This window comes from Gordonia jinghuaiqii, assembly GCF_014041935.1.
In the GTDB taxonomy this organism is placed as follows: Bacteria; Actinomycetota; Actinomycetes; order Mycobacteriales; family Mycobacteriaceae; genus Gordonia; species Gordonia jinghuaiqii.
Map to the genome: position 1 here is coordinate 3351644 of NZ_CP059491.1, position 18443 is coordinate 3370086.

An 18443-nucleotide genomic window follows, 5' to 3' on the forward strand; every position below is an offset into this window, starting at 1 on the left:
GTAGAGCACCGCTTCGGTAGCGCTCGGCACGACGCCTCGTCCGCTCCTGCGGACGGGGCGTCGTCGTTGTCAGGGCCCGTCTCAGCTGCCGCGCAGCTCTCGGCGCAGGATCTTGCCGGTCGCGGTCTTCGGCAACGCATCGACGATCACGATGCCGCGCGGACGTTTGTAGGCCGCGAGTTCACGGCTGGCGTAGGCCGCCAGCTCGTCGACCCCGGCACGTCGACCAGACTCCAGTGCGACGAAAGCCGTCACCGATTCGCCTCGCACCTCGTCGGGCACGCCGACGACGGCCACCTCGGCCACATCGGGATGCCGGTAGAACACCTCCTCGACCTCGCGGGGCCACACCTTGTACCCCGCGGAGGTGATCATGTCCTTCTTGCGGTCGATGACGAAGAACCAACCCTCGCCATCCACGAAACCGACGTCCCCGGTGTGCAGTTCGCCGTCGGCGAAGGTGCCCTCACCGTCGTCGGCCTCATCCCCGCGCCAGTATCCGCGGGCGACCTGCGGTCCGCTCACAGTGAGTTCCCCGACGTCACCCGGGGCCACCTCCATCCCGTGGGAGTCGACGATCCGCGCCGATGTGCCGGTCACCGGCACGCCGATCGACAGCGCACCCGATTCGGGGTCGACCGGCGGGCGGACTCCGAGGGGCACGGCCAACGCCGGCGAGGTGGTCTCGGTCAGGCCGTACACGACGGTCAGGCCCTGCCCGGTCGCCTGCTCGATGCGTTCGGCCACCGCCGCGGAGATCGCCGCGCCACCCGATGCCACGCGACGGATCGAGGCGAAGTCCGACGCTCCCGACGCCGCGTCGACCACGGCGACGAGGGCGCTGATCGTCCCGAGGACGAACGTCGGCCGGTGTTCTCGCAGGGCGTCGAGCATGACCCCGGCATCGAACCGATGTGTCAGCACCAGCGGTGCGCCGAGGCGCAGCGCGACCGCGACATGCGCGACGAGTCCCGTGATGTGGAAGAGCGGGGTGATGCCGAGGACGACGTCGTCGGTGTCGAGTTCGAGCCACGTGCGGTAGATCTCGGCGCTCGCCGTCACATTCGCGTGGGTGTTGACACATGCCTTGGGGATCCCGGTTGTTCCCGAGGTGTACATCAGGACTGCCGGGTCGTCGGGGTGCGGAGGTGTCCCGGCCGGCCATCCGGTTGCGGTGGGCAGATCCGTCAGTCGCACCGCCCCGGCCGTTTCCGCGGGCCCGAGCGAGGCGAGAACCCGCGGGTCGTTCCGTGTCTGCCAGTCGCGCGCGGAGGTGACGTACACCTGCTCGATCGAGGTCTCATTCGCCTCGACGACGGCCGCGGCGACGTCGGCGTACAGCGAATCCAGGCACAGCAGCGCGCGTGCCTCGGTGTCGACGAGCGCGAAGGTCAGCTCCCGAGCGGTGTTCATCGGGTTGATCGGCACCGCCACCCCGCCGGCCTTCCACGCGGCCAGCAACCCGATCACGAACGCCGGGTTGTTCTGCAGATAGAGCGCCAGCCGGTCGCCGGCGGCGAACCCGTTGTGGACCAACGATGTCGCCAGTGACGACGACGCCGCGTCGACCTCCGCGAAACTCAGTTCACCGTCGAAGTACTTGATGAAGGCCCGGCCGGGACGGTCGGCGAGCGCATCGGAGAACATCGCTAGTGCGGTCGGGGGACGTCCGGCGAGGTCCCCGGAAAGTCCGGCCATGGCGCGATTGTAGCCGCGCGAACACGCGCCGCGGGCACACCGATCGCGGCAGATCCGCCACGCCGGCGAGACACCGTGCGGTGGTTCCCATTAGCGTGGACGCCATGCCCGAACAGCACGGGAACTGCTCGCCTGAGTGGAGCGATGCGGGTTCTCCGCTCAGGATCTCGCCACAGACGATGATCCGCCCGGCCCGCGAACTGGCCGGCATCTCGCTGCGCGAACTGGCCCGTCGTATCGGTGTCAGCGTCGGGACGATGAGTGCGATCGAAACCGGTAAGACAGTGGCCGGGACCGAGCGGCTCGATGTCATCGCCGCCGAACTCGGCACCACGGTGCACAGGCTGTCCGAGGCCGACCCGGTCCCTGCCGGGGACCCGACCGGCGGGCACCCGTTGCGGTCGCCCTTCGACTGGCGCGTCTATCCCGCACTCGAACTCGATCCTGTACTCGCCGCTGCCATCGCGTGTTTCGTACGCACCGGCTATCACGGCGCGACCATGCGCACGGTGGCAGCCGAGGCCGGCATCAGTGTGCCCGGCGTCTATCACCACTACGCGAACAAGCAGGCCCTGCTCGTGGCCGGTGTCGATCTCGCCCTCGCGGAATTACGTGCGCACCTTCCACCCGCGCGTGACGACGCCGCCGATCCCGTTGCGCGCCTGGGTAACCTCTGCGAGGCCCTGACCCGGTTCGCGATCGTGCGCGCCGACCTGGCCCGGATCGTCGTCCACGAGGCGAATGCCGCCACCGAGGCGCAGGCACGGGCGGCCCTCCTGGACGGGGAGGTGATGTCGTTGCTGCGCACCGAGATCGACGCCGGGGCCGCCGAGGACACATTGGACGCCGACCACCCGCACGAGACCGCGCGGGCAATCGTGTCGCTGTGCCTCGGGGTGTCCCGACGGAACGACCCCGACACCGACACCGACACCGTCGCACGTCGATACGCCCGCTACTCGGTGCGTCTCGCCGGTGGCGGAGAACGCCGGTAGCGGGCGAATCGTCGTACGGCACGGCCTCGTTGGATGCAGGCACGCCGGCCACGACGTCGCGTCCAGGGTTTGGCAGCCCAGCGTTTCGCGACCCACCGTTTCGCGACCTAGGGTTTCGCGACCTCGGGTTTCGCGACCTCGGCGTCTCGCAGGGTCCGGCGCAGGATCTTGCCGGTCGCCGTCTTCGGCAGTTCGCCCACGATCTCCACCTCGCGCGGATACTTGTACGCCGCCATCTGCTCCTTGCAGAACGCGACGAGCTCGGCGGACTCCGCCGACTTGCCCGGCTGCAAGGACACGAAGGCCTTCACGGTCTCGCCGCGGTATTCGTCGGGTACACCTATCACCGCGGCCTCCGCCACCGCGGGATGGCCGTACAGCACGTCCTCGACCTCTCGCGGCCACACCTTGTAACCGGAGGCGTTGATCATGTCCTTCTTGCGGTCGACGAGGTAGTACCAGCCGTCGGCATCCATGAATCCGACGTCACCGGTGAGTAATTCGCCGCCGGGGATCGACTCCGCCGTCGCCTCGGGTCTGTTCCAGTAGCCCGGCACCACCTGCGGCCCCGACGTCGCGAACTCGCCGATCTCACCGACCGCGACGTCCTTGCCGTTGTCGTCGACGACGCGCACGACGGTGTTGAACACCGGCACACCCACCGACAGGGCACCCGACTCCTTGTCCACCGGCGCTTTCACCCCGAAGGGCACCGCATGGGAGGGCGAGTTGGTCTCGGTCAGCCCGTAGATGTTGTGGATGTACGCGCCGAAGACGCCCTCGAGCCGGTCGGCCACGGCCGGTGCGATCGGTGCGCCGCCGGAGTAGAGCGCACGCAGCGACTCGAAGTCACCGGATTGTGCGCCACCGGAATCGGCGAGCGCGATGTAGGCGGTGATCGATCCGACGGTGAACGTGGGGCGATGCTCCCGAATCGCGTCGACCATCACCTCGGGCGCGAAGCGGTGCGTCAGGACCAGCGGCGCACGCAGCAGCATGGCGATCATCGCGTGGCCGACGAGGCCGGTGATGTGGAACAACGGTGCCACACCGAGGATGACGTCGTCGCCGGTGAGTCCGATCCAGTCGCGATAGGTCTGGGCGTTGAACGCGAGGTTGCGATGAGTGTTCATCGCCCCCTTCGGTTTTCCGGTGGTGCCCGAGGTGTAGGTCAGGACCGCCAGGTCGTCGGGTGCCGGTGTCGCCCGCGGCGGGCGGGTCCGGTCGTACCCGTCGATCAGCGAGGACAGTGCGACGGTTCCCGCCGGTGTCGAGCGGGTCAGCCCGCTGAACAGCCTTGTGTCGTCCCGGGTCTGGCCGTCGAGCGCCGACACGGTCACCGTGGTCGCCACCGCGCCTGCGGCGTCGGCGAGAACCCCGCGGGCGACGTCGTCGTAGAGCGTGTCGAGGCAGAGCAACGCCACGGCCCCCGAATCGGAGAGCAGGTACTCCAGTTCGCGCGCCTTGTTCATCGGGTTGACCGCCACGGCCGCGCCGCCCGCCTTCCACGCGCCGATCAGGCCGATCACGAAGGCCGGATTGTTCTGCACGTAGACGGCCAGCCGGTCGCCGGTCGAGAACCCCTGCCGCAGTAGATGGTCGGCCAGCGCATCCGACGCCGTGTCGAGGTCCCGGTAGGTCAGCACACCGTCGAAGTACTTGATGGCCGGGACCTCTGCGGCCTCCTCGACCGCCGCGTCGAAGATGTCGAGTGCGGTGGCGAACTCGGTGTCGATGTCGGCCGGGCGTCCCCTGCTGTAGCGCGCCAGCCAGGGACGGGCCTCGTAGTCGCTCACTTGATCGCGACCGGGTTGACGGGCGAGCCGGTGGCCTCGTTGATCTTCAGTGGCGCGGCCACGTAGAAGAAGTTGTACGCACCATCCTCGGCGCAGTCGCTCGCGAGTTTCTCCAGGTCGCAGATCTCGGTGAACGCGATACCGAGGTTGCGCATGAGGGCGTTGTGCAGCACCAGTGCCGCCCCGCTGTTGGGGTCGGTGGTCACCTCGTTGGCGATCGTGTCGGTCACCAGGTTGGGGATCTCCATCTCCTGGAACCAGGACACGAGCTCGGGCGAGTACACCAGTCCCGACTCGCAGAAGTCGGTGTAGAAGTCGTCGCCCTTCTCGAAGAACAGCTGCAGGTGGTTGGTGCGGATCACCAGGATGTCGCGGGGCTCGATGGGCGTTCCCTGCGCCTGCGCGCACGAGATGAGGTCCTCATGGGTGAAGGTCTCCGACGGCTCGAGGTACTCCTTGCCCCGGTACCGCGCCATGTCGAGGAGCACGGCCCTGCCGGCGACGCCGCGTTCGGCGATCGGTGCGACGCTGGCCTTGGACAGTCCGCCGATGGTGGTCCGCGCGTCGTATCCGTTCCAGAGCTTGCCGTCGTACCAGACGTGCCCGAGGGCGTCGTACTGGGTGGAGCCCTGCAAGAACGCGTAGAGCTTGTCGTCGGCGTAGTGCAGGCCGCCCGGGAAGGCCGGGCCGTCGCCGCCGGAGTCCCAGTGCGACTCGTCGAGGATCATCTCGCGGGTGGCCGGGCTGCGGCCGGGCCACACGGGATCACCGTTGGGATCGCCGATCAGCCGCTGCAGCGTGAACAGCTTGCCCTGCTTGATCTGCGCGGCACCTGCCAGAACCTGTGCAGCGGTGAGATAGTTGAGGCTGCCCACCTCGTCCTCGGGTCCCCACTTGCCCCAGTTGGTGGGCGAATCGGCGAGGAGTTCGGTCAGGGCGGGAACGACGGTTTCGGTCATGTAGGACACCTTCCGGGTGGCAGATGAACACTCGCCGAACGAGCGTTCCATCTGTTCAGTGTGACCACTGTCACCCCGGCGCACAATGTTGTCAAGACCCGATTCGACACGCCGCGGCATCACCCCAGGTGGCAGTGAAGACGCTCACATGTGATCCATATCACTTTTGGGACTTCCTGCCCTGCCGACTCACACGGTCGAACCGTATTTTGGTCGTATGACCAGAGACGTGTATGTCGAAGACCTTGTCCCCGGTGACCGCATCAGCCTCGAGGGCACACCGCGCGTCGTTCGCACCACCAGCCGCCTCGACGACAATCAACTGCGCATCGAGCTCGTCAAGGGGCACGACGACCTCGCCGAGATCGTGCTGGATCGAACCGTCAAGCTACAGGTCAACTGACATCACACCTGGCGGGCGGAGGCCTTCGGGCCGAATCTCAGGCCGCCCGGTCGCCGTCCAGATCGCCGAATACCGCCTGATTGTGATCGAACGCCGCGACCGCCTCGTCGACGAGGCGGTCGACGGCCTCCTCGTCGAGCGGTAGCGCGTCGAGCCGTGCCCGGTAGGCATCCTTGTAGCGCTTGAGTTTGTCGATCCCGTCGAAGCTGTAGAAGCTCAGTGCCGCGTCGTCGACGCCGTAGTGCTCCCGCATGCGATGGGCCACGACCTGCCCGCCGCTGAGGTCACCGAGGTACCGCGTGTAATGGTGCGCGACATAGCGTGCCGGGTCATCGCGGGTGGACTCGATCGCCTCCACATAGCGGGCGACGGCCGGCAGCGGCGTCGTCGAGGACGGGTCGATCCCGAACGATGCGAGATCTGCGCCCAGGCGCGGCAACCGGAGCAACTTCTCATCGAGCACGGCGTCGGCCACCGGGTGACCGGCGAGGTCACCGCCGACCCGTTCGAGCGCCTCGTAGATGAAGTAGAGCTGTACGGCCAGTCGCTGATACTCCGCGGTGCCGAGTCGACCGGACATCAGGTCGTCGATGAACGGCGCATGTTCGGCGCGCTGGTGGGCGACCGCGGTCGCCGCACGTAGTCTTTCGGAAATCGTTGCGTCTGCGGCAGGCTCGGTGGCCGGGGTCTGGGGATCAGCGCTCATGATGCCACCAGTGATACCACCAGAGTTCGATGATCGGAACCCGGCAGGTGGTGGGTGTCCATCGAGGTGGCCACGAATCCGCGCAGGATGACCCGATCGATCGCGACGAGTGGCCGGTCGCCCATGCGAGAGTCCGTCGGATACGACGGCAGGAAACCCGCACCTGCGACGTCGGTGCCGTCGAGCAGTCCGTTGGTCAGCAGTGCGCGGTACTTCGCGTGATTCCAGGTGGAGTTGTAATCACCGACGGCGATGACCCGTCCGGCCGGCAACTGCGCGAATTGGGCGGCGAGGATGTCCATGTCCTCGAAGTAGTCGCCGTTGTTGCCCCACACCGGTGCCGCGGGGTGGACGGCCAGCACCTGCGTGCGAGCAGCGCCCGGCAGATCGGTCCGCGCCCGGAGGTTGTGCATGACCGTGCCGGGGATGTTGTACTGCTCGACCAGCGGTTGTCTGCTGAACAGCGCGGTGCCGGCCGCGCCGGGGTACGGAATCGCGAAGGAGTGCGGCAGTTTTCGCGAGATCGCGCTCCCGCGCACCCGCTCGAGCGCCTCCGGGGTGACCTCCTGCAGGGCCACGAGATCGGGATCGGCGTCGGCGACGATCTTCTCGAGGGCGCCGAGGTCCCCGCCACCGTAGAGCAGGTTCGCCGAGACCACGGTGAACCTCTCCCCCGCAGGCGCGTCCTGCGCGATCACCAGGGGCGCCTGCGTGTAGGCCAGCGCCCCGGCCACGACGACGGCGATCACCAGCATGAACCAGCGTCGAAGCGCCGCGAATATCGCGATCGCGAGCACCGCCGGGATGAGCGTGAACTGTACCGCGCTGGTGAGGTACAGCGCGGCGTCCCCACGCGAGGGGTAGTAGTGCAGCCACACACCCAGCAGCACGCCGGCGAGCATCGCCCAACCGACGACGTACGCAGCCGCCCAGAAGAACTTTCTCATCCATCCCCCGCAGTCATGTGTCCCCCCGGACGCCGTTTACTTCGACACCACGACGCCTCAGGCGCCGAAGACCTTGAGCACCACGGCTTTCGCCCGTCTCGTCACACGCAGGTAGTTCTCCAGGAACTCCGACGCCTGATCCTCCGGCCAACCCGCCGCATACGCGATCTGCCGCAGCTGCTTCCCCGGCCCGGGAAGCTGGTCGACCGGCTTGCCACGCACGAGGACCAGCGCGTTGCGCGCCTTGGTGGCGGTGATCCACGCGTTCTTGAGCAGCGCCACGTCGTTCTCGGACAACAGCTCCGCCGCGCCGATCGCGTCCAGCGACTCGAGCGTGGAGGTGTTGTGCAGACTGCGGTACCGGTGGGCGTACCGCAGCTGCAGCAACTGCACGGTCCACTCGATGTCGGCGAGCCCGCCGCGGCCGAGTTTGGTGTGGGTGGCCGGATCCGCACCGCGCGGTAGACGTTCGGCGTCGACGCGTGCCTTGATGCGCCGGATCTCCTTGACCGCCTCGTTGGACACACCACCCGCCGGATAGCGGATTCGATCGGCCATGTGCAGGAAGTCGACGCCGAGCGCCTCGTCGCCGGCCACCTGATGCGCACGCAGCAACGCCTGGATCTCCCACGGCTGTGCCCACTGGTCGTAGTAGGCCGCGTAGGAGGCGAGAGTGCGGACGATCGGACCGTTGCGACCCTCGGGACGCAGGCCCGTGTCGACCTCCAACGGCGGGTCGGCGCTGGGGCTGCCGAGCATCGAGCGCACGTTCTCGGCGACGGTCTGAGCCCACTTCAGCGCCTCGGAGTCCGCGACGTCGTGGTCGGGCTGACACACGAACATCACGTCCGCATCCGAGCCGTATCCGAGCTCGCCGCCGCCGAGACGTCCCATGCCGATCACCGCGATCCGCGCGGGTGCTCGTCCGCCGCGGTCGCGTTCGGAGATGCCGATGGCCACCTTGAGTGCCGCGTTGAGCACCGCCGCCCACACGCTGGACAGCGCGTTGCACACCGCGGGCACGTCCATCAGCCCGAGGACGTCGGCCGAGGCCACCCGGACCAGCTCGGCCCGACGATGCGATCGGGCAACGGCCACCGCACGTTTCATGTCCTGCTGTCGCACGGTGGAGGCGATCAGCCCCTTGGCGACGTCCTCCGGCCGGATGTCGCACAACTTCGGTCCGTCGGGCCCGTCGGAGTACTGGCGGATCACCTCGGGGGAACGCATCAGCATGTTCGCGATGAACTCGGAGGTGCCGAGCACCTTCATCAGACGCCCGGCGACCACACCGTCGTCGCGCAACAGCCGCAGGAACCAGTCGGTGTCCTCCATGACGTCGCACAACCGGCGATAGTTGAGGAGTCCGGCGTCGGGATCGGGTGTGTCACCGATGTGTTCGAGCAACTGCGGCAGGATGAGGAGCTGGATCTGACCGCGTCGCCCGGGAGCGTTGGACAGCGCACGGATGTGGCTGAGCGCGCGCTCTGGCTGCGCGTAACCGAGTGCGGCCAAGCGTCTTTCCGCCGAGGAGTCCGACAGTGTCAGCTCGTCGGGCTTGAACCTGGTGACCGCCTCGAGCAGCGGACGGTAGAACAGCTTCTGGTGCAGCCGTCGGACACGCAGACTCTGGTGGCGGATCTGTTCGCGCAACACGCTCGTCGCGTCGAGCTCGCCCTCCCGCCTGATGTGGGCCGCCCGGGCGAGCCAGCGCAGCCCCTCGTCGTCGTCGGGTGCCGGCAGCATGTGGGTCCGGCTCATCCGCTGCAACTGCAGGCGATGCTCGAGCAACCGCAGGAACTGGTACGACGCAGACAGATTCGCGCCGTCATCGCGTCCGACGTACCCGCCGGCGGTCAACGCCGCCAGCGCGTCAACCGTGGGCATCACGCGCAGTTCCTCGTCGACGCGCCCGTGCACCATCTGCAGCAGCTGGACGGCGAACTCGACGTCACGCAGGCTGCCCTGACCGAGTTTGAGGTTGCGTTCGCGCTCCCCCTCGGGCACCAGCGCTTCGACGCGGCGTCGCATCTTCTGCACCTCGGGGACGAAGTCGGGTCGTTCGGCGGCCTTCCACACCATCGGCTTGACCGCCGCGATGTACTCGTCGGCCAGCGCCATGTCGCCGGTCATCGCCCGCGCCTTCAGCAGCGCCTGGAACTCCCAGGTCTTGGCCCAGCGCTCGTAGTAGGCGACATGCGATTCCAGGGTGCGGGTCAGCGCACCGGACTTGCCCTCGGGCCGCAGCGCCGCGTCGACCTCGAAGAAGGCCAGCGAGCCGATGCGCATCATCTCCCCCGCGATGCGCGCGGCGGCGCCGTCGGCCGGGTCGCTGACGAAGATGACGTCGACGTCGCTGACATAATTCAGTTCGCGCGCACCACATTTGCCCATCGCCACCACGGCGAGGCGAACCTGGATCGGGTCGTCCCCGCACACCTCGGCGTAGGCGACGGCCAGCGCGGCGGTCAACGCGGCGTCGGCCAGATCGGACAGGTAGGCGCCGACCTCGGGCAGCCACATCACGGGCTCGTCCTCAACGGTCGAGGCCACGTCGTGCGCGGCGAGCTGCAGGATCAGGTTGCGATAGGCCAGCCGGAGGGCGACGACGGCCTTGGGGCCGGTGAGCTTCGCGCGGTACACGCGGTTGCCCTTCTCGACCTCACCCGGCTCGGCCACGGCGTCGACGGCGGCCAGCATCTGGCGGTCGACCTCGGCACGGTCGGGCAACTCGTCGGCCAGCAGCAGGCGCCAGCTCGCGGGTTCGGCGACGAGGTGGTCGGCGAGGGCGTCGGAGGAGCCGATGATCGCGAACAACCGGCCGCGGAACGACCGGTTGACACGCAGCGCCGAATCGATCTCGGACCATTCCTCGCCCACCTCACCGCGCAGCCGGATCAGCGTGCGCAGGGCGAGGTCTGCGTCCGGGGATCGCGACAACGCCCACAACACGTCGACGGACTCGGGCGTGTTCCAGCCCAGGTCGGCGAGGTTGCCCGGTGCCGCGTCGTCGAGAAGACCCAGTCGTCCCGCGCTGGGAACCGTACTGCGTCCCGTGCGTGCCGAGGGTCCCGATCGTGTTGTCACACCATCAAACTAGCCATCGAGCGGTCCGAGCACGACACCGCGGTACTCGACACCGCCCGGCAGGCGGCTACAGCGGCAGGTAGTTCTTCAGCTCGTAGGGCGTGACCAGGCTGCGATACCCGGACCATTCGGTCCATTTGTTGCGCAGGAAGTAGTCGAACACGTGCTCGCCGAGGGCCTCGGCGACGAGCTCGGAGTTCTCCATCTCCTTCAGCGCGTCGGCCAGGCTGCCCGGGAGTTCCTTGTACCCCATGGCCCGACGCTCGGCGGGCGTGAGCGCCCAGACGTCGTCCTCGGCCTCGTCGGGCAGTTCGTAGTCCTCGGCGATGCCCTTGAGGCCTGCGGCCAGCAGGACGGCGAACGTCAGGTACGGATTGCAGGCCGAGTCCGGGCTGCGGACCTCGACGCGCCGCGACGACGCCTTGTTCGGCGTGTACAGCGGGAGCCGGATCAGCGCGGAACGGTTCGCCCCGCCCCAGGTGGCCGCGGTCGGCGCCTCGCCGCCGTGGATGAGCCGCTTGTAGCTGTTGACCCACTGGTTGGTGACGGCACTGATCTCGGCGGCGTGGTGGAGGATGCCCGCGATGAACTTCTTGCCGGTGTTCGACAGCTGCATCGGGTCGTCGGGGTTGTGGAAGGCGTTGAAGTCACCTTCGAACAAGCTCATGTGCGTGTGCATCGCCGAGCCGGGGTGCTCGCTGAACGGCTTCGGCATGAACGTCGCCCAGACGCCCTCGTTGATCGCGACCTCCTTGATGAGGTAGCGGAAGGTCATGACGTTGTCCGCCATCGAGAGTGCATCGGCATAGCGCAGGTCGATCTCCTGCTGCCCGGGCGCGCCCTCGTGATGGGAGAACTCGACCGAGATGCCCATCGACTCCAGTGCCTCGATGGCGTGGCGACGGAAGTTCGGGGCGGCGTCGTGGACCGCCTGGTCGAAGTAGCCACCCGAATCGGCGGGGGTGGGGACGGAGCCGTCGAGGGGTGCGTCCTTGAGGAGGAAGAACTCGATCTCAGGGTGCACGTAGCAGCTGAAACCGAGGTCCGCGGCCTTGTTCAGCTGACGGCGCAGCACGTGGCGCGAGTCGGCCCAGCTGGGCGTGCCGTCGGGCATCGCGATGTCGCAGAACATGCGCGCCGAGTGCTGACGTCCGGCCGAGGTCGTCCACGGCAGGACCTGGAACGTGGAGGGGTCCGGCTTGGCGACGGTGTCGGCCTCGGACACCCGGGAGAAGCCCTCGATGGCCGAACCGTCGAAGCCGATCCCCTCGGCGAAGGCGCCCTCGAGCTCGGCCGGCGCGATCGCCACCGACTTGAGATAACCGAGCACATCGGTGAACCACAGCCGGACGAAGCGGATGTCGCGCTCTTCGAGGGTCCGCAGCACGAATTCCTTTTGGCGATCCATGGTCGCCGACCTTAGAAGTACCCTGTTAAATCTGTGTTACACGCAGGCGACCAACTCGCTGTACAGGGGTTTTACCGACCGCTTCTCACGTTATGAGATCCGCGATCGCCCTGTGGGACGCTTGACGAACAGCGATTACACCCCGGCAGAGCGCGCGGTGTACGGCCGGGGCCGGTCGTCCACAGACCCCCGATGTGACCAATTGCATAACAACCGCCGGTCACACGGCCGCGCTGTGATGAAACAATGGCCACTGTCCGTGTTCAACCCGGGTACCCGCCGCGCCGCTCCTGACGACTCCGGTCGTCACGGCCAGCCGGGACTCGAGGCAGAGAAGAGACAACGATGTCCGAATCCTCGGTGTATGGCGCGTCCACGCCCACTCCTGACACCTCCGACGCCCCCAAGCGACGCGTGACCCGCGTCCATCACCTGGCCCAGCGCAAGGCCGAAGGTGAGAAGTGGTCGATGCTCACCGCCTACGACTACTCCTCCGCACGCATCTTCGACGCCGCCGGAATCCCCGTGCTCCTCGTGGGTGATTCGGCGGCCAACGTCGTCCTCGGCTACGACACCACCATCCCGGTCACCGTCGACGAGATGATCCCGCTCATCCGCGCCGTCGTGCGCGGCGCACCCCACGCGCTGGTCGTCGCCGACATGCCGTTCGGCAGCTACGAGATCAGCCCGCAGCATGCCCTGGAGAATGCGTTCCGCATCTTCAAGGAGACCGGTGCGCACGCGGTGAAGCTCGAGGGCGGCGAGCGGGTGGCCCCGCAGATCGCGGCACTGACCGCCGCCGGGATTCCGGTCATGGCGCACATCGGGTTCACCCCGCAGAGCGTCAACGGACTCGGCGGATTCCGCGTGCAGGGTCGCGGCGACGGCGCCGACCAGCTCATCGCCGACGCCATCGCGGTACAGGAGGCCGGGGCCTTCTCGGTGGTGATGGAGATGGTGCCCGCCGACCTCGCCGGCCAGATCACCCGCAAGCTCACCATCCCGACGGTGGGCATCGGCGCGGGCAACGAGACCGACGCCCAGGTGCTCGTCTGGCAGGACATGGCCGGACTCACCCACGGCAAGACCGCGAAGTTCGTCAAGCGCTTCGCCGACGTCGGCTCCGAATTGCGCTCCGCCGCCGAACAGTACGCCGACGAAGTCCGCCGCGGAGTGTTCCCCGGCCCCGAGCACAGCTACTGATCCGTACCCCCTGACCGCGCTTCGGCGCCTACCCTGGCGTCCATGCGTGACTTCTACCCGGAGATCGAGCCCTACGAATCCGGCCATCTCGACGTGGGCGACGGACAGGAAATCTACTGGGAGACCTCGGGCAACCCCGACGGTAAGCCCGCGGTGTTCGTCCACGGCGGGCCCGGTGGCGGTACAGCACCCGCGCAGCGCCGGTTCTTCGATCCCGCGAAGTACCGGATCGTCCTGTTCGACCAGCGCGGTTGCGGACAGTCCCGCCCACACATCGCCGACGGCGCCGACCTGTCGGTCAACACCACACCCCACCTCATCGCCGACATGGAGCGCCTGCGAATCCATCTGGACATCGACCGCTGGCAGGTGTTCGGCGGCTCCTGGGGATCGACGCTGGGGCTCGCGTACGCGCAGGCACACCCCGATCGGGTCACCGAGCTCGTGCTGCGCGGCATCTTCCTGCTGCGTCGCAGCGAGATCGACTGGTACTACAACGGCGGTGCCGCCCACATCTACCCCGATGTCTGGGAGTCCTATCTCGAGCCGATCCCGGTCGAGGAACGCGACGGCGATCTCGTCGAGGTGTATCACCGCCTGCTGACGTCCACGGACCCGGCGGTGGCGCGTGCCGCCGCCCGGGCCTGGACGGGGTGGGAGCAGGCCACCAGCTACCTACTCCCCCGGCCCGAGGAGACTACGAACACCGAGGACGACACGCACCGTTACGATCTCGCGTTCGCATCGATCGAGAACCACTACTTCGTCAACCACGGGTTCCTCGACGACGGCCAGCTCCTCGCCGACATCGACTCGATTGCGCACATCCCGGGCGTGATCGTCCAGGGCCGCTACGACGTCGTGTGCCCCATGCGCAGCGCCTGGGATCTCCACCGCGCGTGGCCGGCGGCCGACCTGCACGTCGTCGCCGACGCGGGCCACGCGTCATACGAGCCGGGCATCCGGCACCATCTCATCGAGGCCACCGACCGCTTCTCCGGGTAGACCCCCGCCCCGCTACTAGACTCGACCGGTACGTCCCGACATCCAGGAGGAACAGGTGCCCGCATCCGAGCAGCTCGAGGTGGAGCTCAAGTTCGACGTGGACGCCGGTCATGTGGCCCCCGACCTACGCGCACTGCCCAGCGTCGTCTCGGCGACCACACCGCAGACGTTCGCGCTGGACGCCACCTACTACGACACCGAATACCTCGATCTCGCCGGCAACAAGATCACCCTGCGCCGACGCACCGGTGGCACCGACCAGGGTTGGCACCTCAAGCGCCCCACCGACATTCCCGGTGCGCGACGGGAACTGCAGGTCGGGTTCGACGAGGCGCCCGCCGACGGCGACATACCCGATGCCCTGCTCACGCCGATCCTCGCGCTGACCCGGGCGCGCACTCTCACCCCGGTCGCGGTGATCTCGACGACGAGGACCGTGACGCGACTCCTGGGCGCCGACGACGAACCTCTCGCCGAACTCGCCGAGGATCTCGTGACCGCACAGTCACTGCTGCCGGGCGGGCACTCGCAGCAGTGGGCCGAGTGGGAGTTCGAGCTCCTCCGCGGCGGCACCACCAAACTCCTCAAGGCCGCCGACAAGGCGCTGCGCGCCGGGGGCGCCCGGGAGGCGTCGAGCGCCTCGAAACTGGCCCGCGCGATCGGCGCGACACCCACGGTCCACGAGCCGCGGTTGTCCAAGCGCCCCACGGCACTCGAACTGGTCATCACCGACATCGCCCTGCACCGCAACGCGCTGATCGCCTACGACCCGCAGGTGCGCGTCGATGCCCCCGACGCCGTCCATCAGATGCGTGTGGCGTGCCGTCGGTTGCGGAGCGTGTTGTCGGGTTACCCCACCGTGCTCGACGCCGACCGCACCGCCCACATCGGGGCCGAACTCAAGTTGCTCGCCCAGATCCTCGGCGACGCACGTGATTCCGAGGTGCAGCTGGAGATCAGCGAGTCGTTGCTACGCGGCGAGAACGCATCCCCGGAACTGCTCGCCGAACTCGCGGGCACCGAGTCTGCCGCCCACGACCGCGCCGTGCGCGCCGCGCATGCGGCCATGTCGTCGAAGCGTTACTTCACACTCCTCGACACCATCGACGGCCTCATCGCCGCTCCCCCACCGGGCCCCGACGCAGAGCTCCCGGCCACCGCGGTCGTCGACCGGGCGATCGCCAAGAGCCGCAAGCACATCCGTAAGGCTCAGGACAAGCTTGCCGGCCTCGCGGAGGGCTCGGCGGAATGGGAAGAACAACTACACACCATCCGTAAGCGCGCGAAGCGGTTGCGCTACAGCATCGATTCGACCGAACCGCTCGGGAAGAAGAAGTACCGCGACGTCGGCGCCGTGGCCAAGAAGATCCAGTCGGCCCTCGGCGACTTCAACGACACCCGCATCAACCGCGCCCGCCTCGCCGAGGTTGTCGCCGCCGGAAAGCTCAGCGGCGCCGACATGTTCGTCCTCGGCCGCATCGACGCCCGCCTCGAAGCCGACGGACAGCGCGCCATCGCCGCCTACCGCAAGGTCGCCAAGGAGTTGTAGCCCGCCGGCCGGAACCCCACCGTGCGGGTAACCTCGTCGGCGTCGGTCAGCTCGACGACGATCCGGTCGCCGGCCCGCAGGTCACCTTCGCAGCGCGCGATCACCGGCGGGTCGGCGATGAAGATCTGTGCGGATTTACGTTCGGTGGCCGCCGACATCACCACCGCGTCGAATCGCTCGCCGACACGTCCGCCGAGGATGACCGCCTCGGCGAGATCGATGCCGGCGCGGTCGGCCGTGGCACCCAGGGTGTCGGCCGAGCGCAGGATCTTCGGAAGGGTGGGCAACGCCCGCATCACCCAGTCCGGAACCGTGTCTCCTGCGGTGAGTGCGAGACACACCTCGGTGGCGAACCGGTCACCGAGTCGACGCAGCGGTGCCGTCACGTGGGCGTAGTGCCCGGCTATCGCAGCGTGTCGCTTCTTGTCGTCCGGGATCGCCCGCGCCGCATCGGAACCGTCGAGCGCGAGGTAGTTGGCGCCGCGCATGAGTCCACCCGCGGCCGACTGCAGGGCCAGGGTGCTCGGCAGGCCTCCCGGTAGTCCGGCCAGGAACCGGCCGACCGGCTGATCCTCGGGCCACGCCACGCCCAGAGCCCTCGCGGCGGCGCGCAGGCCGTCGACCGCGTCGTCCTCGGCCGGCGGCAGCGTCCGGAGCAGACCGATTCCGGCGTCGGCCATGATCGTGCCCGCGCAGGTCCCCGCCAACAACGACACCTGCGAGTTCCACATCTCGGCCGGCGTGTGCGGTTCGAGGTGCAGGCGCCACCCGGCGTCGGTGAGCGACACCTGCTGATCGGGCAGATCGAGTTCGACGGCGCCGCGGTCCAGGGCAACCTCGTGGCGCAGCTCGCCGAACGCCGGGAGTGCCGCGATCGACGGATGCAACCGGCCGGCCGCGGCGTCGGCGGTGACTCCGGCATAGTCGAGGCGCGCGACGGACCGGATCCGCGAGCGCCGTACGGCCACATCGGTCACCGAGCCATCCCGCCCGACGCGGATCGTCCACAACACACAAGGCCGGACCTGTTCGGGCAGAAGAGATCCCGCGCCCTCCGACAATTCGCGCGGATGCAGCGGGACCGAACCGTCCGGAAAGTACACCGTCGACCCGCGGCGTCGGCTCTCCTGGTCGAGGGCACCCTCGGGGATGACGAGGGCCGCGACGTCGGCGATCGCATAGTCGACGACGAAGCCGTCCCCGTCGGACGTGATGTGCACGGCCTGATCGAGGTCTTTCGACGTCGGCGGATCGATCGTGACGAACGGGACGCCGGTGTGGTCCTCACGTGCGCCGGCGAGCCGGTCGACCGCGGCACGCGCCTCGGCCAGCGCGTCGTCGCCGTACTCCTCGTCCACCCCGAGTTGGTGGCGGATCCCGGCGAAGTCGATGTCGGGGGCGGAGAGAATGCGCTTCACCCCAGTGACATTAACCCGGTCGACATCAACCCGGAGGGCACAAACCCAGAGGGCACAAACCCAGAGGGCACAAACCCGGACGGCACAAACCCGGACGGCACAAACCCGGACGGCACCGGGGTGAAGGCGAACGAGTCGGCACGTAAGCCGGATCCTGTACCCGCGCCGGTCTGGACGACCGTCGCGGGTGGCGACCATCCATCTGGGCACACCGTCGCCGGGTACCTCGAGCGGCCCACCCGCGGGCTGGGGCGAGCAGCCCTCATGACGCCCGCGCACATGCACCGGCAGGTGCATGCTTCGGCCTTGCTCCGGGTGGGGTTTACCGAGCCGACGCGGTCACCCGCATCGCTGGTGCGCTCTTACCGCACCGTTTCACCCTTACCGGCCTGACGGCCGGCGGTCTGTTTTCTGTGGCACTGTCCCGCGGGTCGCCCCGGGTTGCCGTTAACAACCACCCTGCTCTGCGGAGTCCGGACTTTCCTCGGTGTGCGGCGTGACGGTGATCCGCCCGTTCCACCCACCGCGGCCGCCCGGCCGACTCGTTCGCGCACCCAGGATACGGCAGCCCGTCGGGGTGCCCGACATGCACTCGGCGCATCGTCGCCAAGAGAGGGGTGACAACCATCTGTAACGGTGTAATCATGTAATCAGTCCGTGCGTGATCAGACCACGAGGAGGCGGTCATGAGAAGCCCACACCAAGGTTCCCGCGGCCCGGGCGGGCGTCGCGGAGGATGGCAGCAGGCCGAACTGCCCGACGCCGGTGACGCCGGCGCCTGGTTCGCCGGGCGACTGCCCGACAAGTGGTTCACCGGCCCCGTCGACGTCACTGTCGACCGCGATGAGATCACCGTCATCGGCAGCCTCGACCCGCCGGACACCGACGACGACCCCGCCGCGGCGGCAGCGGCAGCCCAGGGCCGCGCCTCGCGCTTCCGCGAGGACACCCGCGGCGAACGCATGGCCATCGCCGACGAGGCACAGGCCCGCTACGCCCGCAAGGTCTCGTGGGGTGTCACCGTCGGTGACCAACGAATCCTGTTCACCCACTTGGCCGTTCCGGTGATGACCCGACTGCGCCAGCCCGAGCGACAGGTACTCGACACGCTCGTCGACGCCGGTGTCGCGCGCTCGCGCGCCGACGCCCTGGCCTGGTCGGTCAAACTCGTCGGTGCGCACACCGACGAGTGGCTGACCAAACTACGGTCGGCGATGGACGAGGTGGACAACCTGCGTGCCGAGGGCCCCGGACTGTAGCGGGATCTCC

At 68.3% G+C, this 18443-nt stretch carries 14 protein-coding genes and 1 other RNA gene; 6 read left to right on the forward strand and 9 right to left on the reverse strand.

Annotated elements, in window-relative coordinates; all coding sequences use genetic code 11:
* Window positions 1-81: 81 nt before the first annotated feature.
* Window positions 82-1698, reverse strand: a complete 1617-nt coding sequence (locus H1R19_RS14875; RefSeq protein WP_223204581.1) for a class I adenylate-forming enzyme family protein — start codon at window positions 1696-1698, stop codon at window positions 82-84.
* Between the two features lie 104 nt (window positions 1699-1802).
* Between H1R19_RS14875 and H1R19_RS14880 the strand changes: the two genes are divergently transcribed.
* Entirely contained in the window at window positions 1803-2693 is an 891-nt protein-coding gene (locus tag H1R19_RS14880) for a TetR family transcriptional regulator (protein WP_219849430.1), read from the forward strand.
* Between the two features lie 107 nt (window positions 2694-2800).
* Here the strand turns inward: H1R19_RS14880 and H1R19_RS14885 are convergent, their stop codons facing one another.
* Both H1R19_RS14885 and H1R19_RS14890 read right to left on the reverse strand, forming a co-directional pair.
* The gene (locus tag H1R19_RS14885) at window positions 2801-4489 is read right to left on the reverse strand and encodes an AMP-binding protein (protein ID WP_219849431.1); all 1689 of its coding nucleotides are present in this window, start codon (window positions 4487-4489) and stop codon (window positions 2801-2803) included.
* Window positions 4486-5448, reverse strand: a complete 963-nt coding sequence (locus H1R19_RS14890) for a cyclase family protein (RefSeq protein ID WP_219849432.1) — start codon at window positions 5446-5448, stop codon at window positions 4486-4488. Before H1R19_RS14890 ends, H1R19_RS14885 begins: the two co-directional genes overlap by 4 nt.
* A 217-nt stretch (window positions 5449-5665) precedes the next feature.
* Between H1R19_RS14890 and H1R19_RS14895 the strand changes: the two genes are divergently transcribed.
* A complete protein-coding gene (locus tag H1R19_RS14895) occupies window positions 5666-5851 on the forward strand; it encodes a hypothetical protein (RefSeq protein ID WP_188327780.1) in 186 nt (61 codons plus the stop codon).
* A 37-nt stretch (window positions 5852-5888) separates the two neighbouring features.
* Here the strand turns inward: H1R19_RS14895 and H1R19_RS14900 are convergent, their stop codons facing one another.
* From H1R19_RS14900 to glnA, 4 genes are all read right to left on the reverse strand, one after another.
* Complete coding sequence (locus H1R19_RS14900) at window positions 5889-6557, reverse strand: biliverdin-producing heme oxygenase (protein ID WP_188327779.1); 669 nt, start codon at window positions 6555-6557, stop codon at window positions 5889-5891.
* Window positions 6554-7504 (reverse strand): endonuclease/exonuclease/phosphatase family protein, encoded by a 951-nt coding sequence (locus H1R19_RS14905; RefSeq protein ID WP_219849433.1) that lies wholly within the window; start codon window positions 7502-7504, stop codon window positions 6554-6556. Before H1R19_RS14905 ends, H1R19_RS14900 begins: the two co-directional genes overlap by 4 nt.
* A gap of 57 nt (window positions 7505-7561) precedes the next feature.
* Window positions 7562-10591, reverse strand: coding sequence for a bifunctional [glutamine synthetase] adenylyltransferase/[glutamine synthetase]-adenylyl-L-tyrosine phosphorylase (locus H1R19_RS14910; protein ID WP_188327777.1), 3030 nt, complete (start codon window positions 10589-10591; stop codon window positions 7562-7564).
* A 67-nt stretch (window positions 10592-10658) separates the two neighbouring features.
* The gene (gene glnA / locus H1R19_RS14915; protein WP_188327776.1) at window positions 10659-11999 is read right to left on the reverse strand and encodes a type I glutamate--ammonia ligase; all 1341 of its coding nucleotides are present in this window, start codon (window positions 11997-11999) and stop codon (window positions 10659-10661) included.
* A gap of 345 nt (window positions 12000-12344) precedes the next feature.
* Here glnA and panB point away from each other — a divergent pair, with 345 nt between their 5' ends.
* The 3 genes from panB to H1R19_RS14930 are packed head-to-tail and all read left to right on the forward strand — an operon-like array spanning window position 12345 to window position 15756.
* Window positions 12345-13202 (forward strand): 3-methyl-2-oxobutanoate hydroxymethyltransferase, encoded by an 858-nt coding sequence (gene panB, locus H1R19_RS14920; RefSeq protein ID WP_188327775.1) that lies wholly within the window; start codon window positions 12345-12347, stop codon window positions 13200-13202.
* Window positions 13203-13244: 42 nt separating this feature from the next.
* Window positions 13245-14207: a prolyl aminopeptidase gene (pip, locus tag H1R19_RS14925; RefSeq protein WP_219849434.1), complete on the forward strand. Its 963-nt coding sequence runs from the start codon at window positions 13245-13247 to the stop codon at window positions 14205-14207.
* A 55-nt stretch (window positions 14208-14262) separates the two neighbouring features.
* The gene (locus H1R19_RS14930) at window positions 14263-15756 is read left to right on the forward strand and encodes a CYTH and CHAD domain-containing protein (protein WP_219849435.1); all 1494 of its coding nucleotides are present in this window, start codon (window positions 14263-14265) and stop codon (window positions 15754-15756) included.
* On the opposite strand, the gene H1R19_RS14935 is transcribed toward H1R19_RS14930, so the two are convergent.
* Window positions 15729-17174, reverse strand: coding sequence for an RNB domain-containing ribonuclease (locus H1R19_RS14935; RefSeq protein ID WP_219849436.1), 1446 nt, complete (start codon window positions 17172-17174; stop codon window positions 15729-15731). The two genes, H1R19_RS14930 and H1R19_RS14935, sit on opposite strands and share 28 nt — an antisense overlap.
* Before the next feature lie 127 nt (window positions 17175-17301).
* An RNA gene (gene rnpB / locus H1R19_RS14940) (RNase P RNA component class A) lies at window positions 17302-17719 on the reverse strand.
* Between the two features lie 141 nt (window positions 17720-17860).
* Here rnpB and H1R19_RS14945 point away from each other — a divergent pair.
* Entirely contained in the window at window positions 17861-18433 is a 573-nt protein-coding gene (locus H1R19_RS14945; RefSeq protein ID WP_219849437.1) for a hypothetical protein, read from the forward strand.
* The last annotated feature ends 10 nt before the right edge of the window (window positions 18434-18443 follow it).